At 68.6% G+C, this 4,593-nt stretch carries 4 protein-coding genes; 2 read left to right on the plus strand and 2 right to left on the minus strand.

Annotated features, from left to right (window positions below):
- Positions 1-293: 293 nt before the first annotated feature.
- Positions 294-1,877: an MDR family MFS transporter gene (locus tag FNH09_RS44730; protein ID WP_152895609.1), complete on the minus strand. Its 1,584-nt coding sequence runs from the start codon at positions 1,875-1,877 to the stop codon at positions 294-296.
- A 122-nt stretch (positions 1,878-1,999) separates the two neighbouring features.
- On the opposite strand from FNH09_RS44730, the gene FNH09_RS44735 reads away from it, so the two are divergent.
- Positions 2,000-2,587, plus strand: a complete 588-nt coding sequence (locus tag FNH09_RS44735; RefSeq protein WP_152895606.1) for a TetR/AcrR family transcriptional regulator — start codon at positions 2,000-2,002, stop codon at positions 2,585-2,587.
- A gap of 10 nt (positions 2,588-2,597) precedes the next feature.
- Here the strand turns inward: FNH09_RS44735 and FNH09_RS44740 are convergent, their stop codons facing one another.
- Complete coding sequence (locus FNH09_RS44740; RefSeq protein WP_152895607.1) at positions 2,598-3,203, minus strand: M23 family metallopeptidase; 606 nt, start codon at positions 3,201-3,203, stop codon at positions 2,598-2,600.
- 643 nt (positions 3,204-3,846) lie between these two features.
- On the opposite strand from FNH09_RS44740, the gene FNH09_RS44745 reads away from it, so the two are divergent.
- Positions 3,847-4,464, plus strand: coding sequence for an HAD family acid phosphatase (locus FNH09_RS44745; protein WP_152895608.1), 618 nt, complete (start codon positions 3,847-3,849; stop codon positions 4,462-4,464).
- The last annotated feature ends 129 nt before the right edge of the window (positions 4,465-4,593 follow it).

A 4,593-nucleotide genomic window follows, 5' to 3' on the forward strand; every position in this document is an offset into this window, starting at 1 on the left:
GCCCGATGCCGCCCCTGCGCCCATCGGCGGGGCCACCCGACGCCACCCGCGCCACCCCCGGCGGGGTCCCGCCCGGTACCCTCCCGGCGGCCACCGGCGCGGGCCGCCCGGCGACAGGACCGCGGGCCGTCCGGCGACGAACAGTGGGCCGTCCGGCGACGAACAGTGGGCAGCCGTCGGCAGGACGGCGAGCGGCCGTCGGCGTGACGGCACAGGCGAAGGCCCCCGGGGCGGACACCAGCCGGGGGCCTTCGGTTCACGATCGGATCGGACGGGGTCCGTCGATCGGTGGATCAGACGGACTCGGCCATCGCGGCCATCGCCGCGTCGCCCTCGGCGCCGTCCTGCTTCGGCCCCGCTCCCTTGAGCGCGACCTCCTTGACGAACAGCGACGCCACCATGACGATCACGGCCACCGCCGCCCCCAGCATGAACGCCGAGTGAGTACCGGCCGACACCGCGTGCTGGTAGGCCTCCCGCGCCACCGCCGGCAGCTTCGCCAGGCTCGCCGCGTCCAGCTGCGGGGACTGCTCGGTGATCTTCGAGCCCAGCGCGCCGGCCCGCTCGGCCATGACGTCCTGGACGCGGTTGTTGAACAGCGCGCCCATGATGGCGACACCGAACGACGAGCCGAGCGTACGGAACAGGGTGGTGGAGGAGGACGCGACGCCCATGTCCTTCATCTGCACGCTGTTCTGCGCCACCAGCATGGTCACCTGCATCAGGCAGCCCATGCCCAGGCCGAGGACGGCCATGTAGACACCGGAGATGAAGCGGGTGGTGTCCGTGTCCATCGTCGACAGCAGGTAGAGACCGATCACCATCAGCACACCGCCGACGATGGGGAAGATCTTGTAGCGCCCGGTGTTGGTGGTGACCCGGCCGGCGACCATCGACGTGACGAGCATGGCGCCGAGCATGGGCAGCAGCAGCAGACCGGAGTTGGTGGCGGACGCGCCCTGGACCGCCTGCTGGTACAGCGGCAGGAAGAGCGTGGCGCCGAACATCGCGAAGCCGGTGACGAAGCCGATGATCGACATCAGGGTGAAGTTGCGGCTACGGAAGATGTGCAGCGGCACGATCGGCTCGGCGGCCTTGGTCTGCCAGAACACGAACCCGACCAGCGCGGCGACGCCGAGGCCGATGAGCTCCATGATCCGCGCGGACGTCCAGGCGTACTCCGAGCCGCCCCAGGTGGTGACGAGGACGATGGAGGTGATGCCGACGGTCAGCAGCGCGGCGCCGAGATAGTCGATGCGCGTCTCGGACCGCTTCTTCGGCAGGTGCAGGACGACACTGATCGCGGTGAGCGCGATCGCACCGAGCGGCAGGTTGATGTAGAAGGACCAGCGCCAGCCCCAGTTGTCGGTGATGGTGCCGCCGATCAGCGGACCGCCGATCATCGCCAGCGCCATGATGCCGGCCATCATGCCCTGGTACTTGCCGCGCTCGCGGGGCGGGATCAGGTCACCGATGATCGCCATGACGCCGACCATGAGACCACCGGCGCCCAGGCCCTGGACGGCCCGGAACCCGATCAGTTCGCCCATGTTCTGGGCCATGCCGCTCAGCGCGGAGCCGATCAGGAAGATCACGATCGACGACATGAAGGAGCCCTTGCGGCCGTACATGTCGCCGAGCTTGCCCCAGATCGGGGTGGAGGCCGCGGTGGCGAGGGTGTACGCCGTCACGACCCACGAGAGGTGTTCCAGTCCGCCGAGCTCGCCCACGATCGTGGGCATGGCAGTGCCGACGATCATGTTGTCGAGCATCGCCAGCATCATCGTGAGCATCAGCGCGAGCAGGACCACCCGCACGCTCCTGGGCTGTTTCTCCTCGTCCGCGTCGACCGTGTCGACCGTCTGTGTGTCCGCCATCATTCCCACTCCCCCGGGTCAGGTACTTACTTGCCGACCGGCTAGTTGACTACACTGGGCAAGATAGAGCCGTAACTAGCCGGTCGTCAAGTAAGTTTCCCGGGAGCGCAAGGAGTACGAGGATGGTCGGCATCATGGACGGCACCAAGCACCAGCGTCGCGGCAACACGCGCCAGCGCATCCAGGACGTCGCACTCGAACTGTTCGCCGAACAGGGTTACGAGAAGACCTCGCTGCGCGAGATCGCCGAGGGCCTGGACGTCACCAAGGCCGCTCTCTACTACCACTTCAAGACCAAGGAAGAGATCCTGGTCAGCATCTTCGAGGACCTGACCCGGCCCATCGGGGAACTGATCGAGTGGGGCAAGGGACAGCCGCACACGCTGGAGACCAAGCAGGAGATCGTGCGGCGCTACCACCAGGCCCTGATCGACGCGGCACCGTTGTTCCGCTTCATGCAGGAGAACCAGGCGACGGTGCGGGAACTGCGCATCGGCGACTCGTTCAAGGACCGGATGCGCGGCCTGCGCGACATCATCATGGACCCGGACGCCCCCCTGGTCGACCAGGTCCGCTGCCTGAGCGCCCTGTTCACGCTGCACGCGGGCATGTTCGTCATGCAGGACCTCGAAGGCGACCCCGAGGACAAGCGCAAGGCCGTCCTGGAGGTCGCCATCGATCAGGTGACGCAAGCCCACCGGGGCTCGTGACCGTAACCGGTCAGACGGCCACGCCCTTGGCGCGCAGGAAGGTGACGGGGTTGATCGCCGATCCGTAGTTCGGGGTCGTGCGGATCTCGAAGTGCAGGTGCGGGCCACTGGAGTTGCCGGTGTTGCCCGACAGGGCGACGTGCTGGCCGGCTGCGACGTACTGGCCTATTCGCACGTCGATGCGGGACAGGTGGGCGTACTGCGAGTACAGGCCGTTGGCGTGCTTGATGACGATGGCGTTGCCGTAGGCCGAGCCGTCACCGGCGCCCCCGCCACCGGCCTTGACGACCGTTCCACCGGACGCGGCGACGACGTTGGTGCCGGTCGGCACGGCGAAGTCCTGGCCCGAGTGCTTGTGCGCCCACATGCCGCCGGCCTGGTTGAAGGTGGCGCTCAGCGCGTAGTACTTCACCGGCTTGACCCACACGGCCCCCGGCGCGACCGTCTTGGCGGCGGACTTGGCCGCGACCGGCGCGGCGGCCGGTGCGGTGGCGGGAGCGGCGGCAGCGACCCCGGCCCCCAGCGTGACCGACATCCCCAGGCCCGCGCCCAGAACGGCGACGCGGTTGCGGAGCAGGGACGTGCGGGCGTTACGGGACGAGACACGCTGAGACATCGGAACCTCACGACTTCGGGGACAGGAGCGCCACCCGGCGTCCAGACGTTCGCCCGGGGTGGCCACACCTTGGTAACCCGCGGCCCCATCTGCGCTCAAACGTGCGTTCTACGACGAGAGGTAGTAAACACACACCAAAACGCCCACTTCTTGACACAACCCCCATTCGGCACGGCAACACGAGGGGCACGGGAAAAGCCATGGGGACTTGAGAGCGAATGTCCGATTTGTCATTATCCGGGGTTTCACTAACCGGGATAGTAGGGAACAAATCGCCTGTGCCGCTTGTCACCGGGCGGCAAGATCGGGGGGTTCGGAAATGTGACGCGGGCTACGCCGTGGAGACCCGCCCGGAACCCCGGCGACGGGTGCGCGAACCGGCCCCCGCAGGCGCCGAATTGGCATCCGGCATCGCCGTGCCGCGCCGCCGATGCCCTGACGGGCCTCCAGGACACGCCCTCCGGGGCCGACTTGTGGGCGCCACGGCCTCTCCTGCCCCAACTGAGCGCGTTTCCCGCCCCTTTGTGACGCACGTCTCTGTACGCCTACTGCCCGGTAACCCTACGGTTCCCCTCGCGCCACCCTCACCCGCGATCATGCCCATGATCCCGGCAGTACACGGATGTGAGAGGACCCCCCACGCATGAACACAGGCTCCTGGACCCGCCGTATGTCGGCCGCCGCCGTCTCCGCGGCCGCCCTGGTGGCGATGGCCGCCCCCGCCGAGGCCGCGACGGCGGACGGTACCGCCTCGGCCGCCGCCACGAAGACCGACTACGCGACCTGGCAGCGGGACTGCCAGGCCGTGATGGACCAGGCCCTGCCGTACCTGGAGCAGCGCATCGCCGCCGCCCGGCCCGGCGAGAAGCCCGCCGTCGTGCTCGACATCGACAACACCGCGCTGGAGACCGACTTCGGCTTCAGCTACCCGCAGCCGGCCAACCAGCCGGTCCTGGCGGTCGCCCGGTACGCCCAGGAGCACGGCGTCGCCGTCTTCTTCGTCACCGCCCGGCCGGGGATCATCTATCTGCCCACCGAGTACAACCTGGAGCACGACGGCTACCGGGTCTCCGGCCTCTACGTGCGCGGCCTGTTCGACCTCTTCAAGGACGTCGCCGCCTACAAGACCGCCCAGCGCGTCGACATCGAGTCGAAGGGCTACACGATCATCGCGAACATCGGCAACAGCGCCACCGACCTCTCGGGCGGCCACGCCGAGAAGACGTACAAGCTGCCGGACTACGACGGGCAGCTGTCCTAGGGCGCGTCCCGAGGCCTGTCCTGGGCTTGCCCCGGGGCCTGGCTTGCCCCGGGGCCTGTCCCAGAGGCCTGCCCCGGGGCCTGTTCCGGCCGCAGCCGGACATGCGGAAGGGGGCCGGTGCTCTCGCAC

It is taken from the genome of Streptomyces adustus (assembly GCF_009377175.1).
In the GTDB taxonomy this organism is placed as follows: Bacteria; Actinomycetota; Actinomycetes; order Streptomycetales; family Streptomycetaceae; genus Streptomyces; species Streptomyces adustus.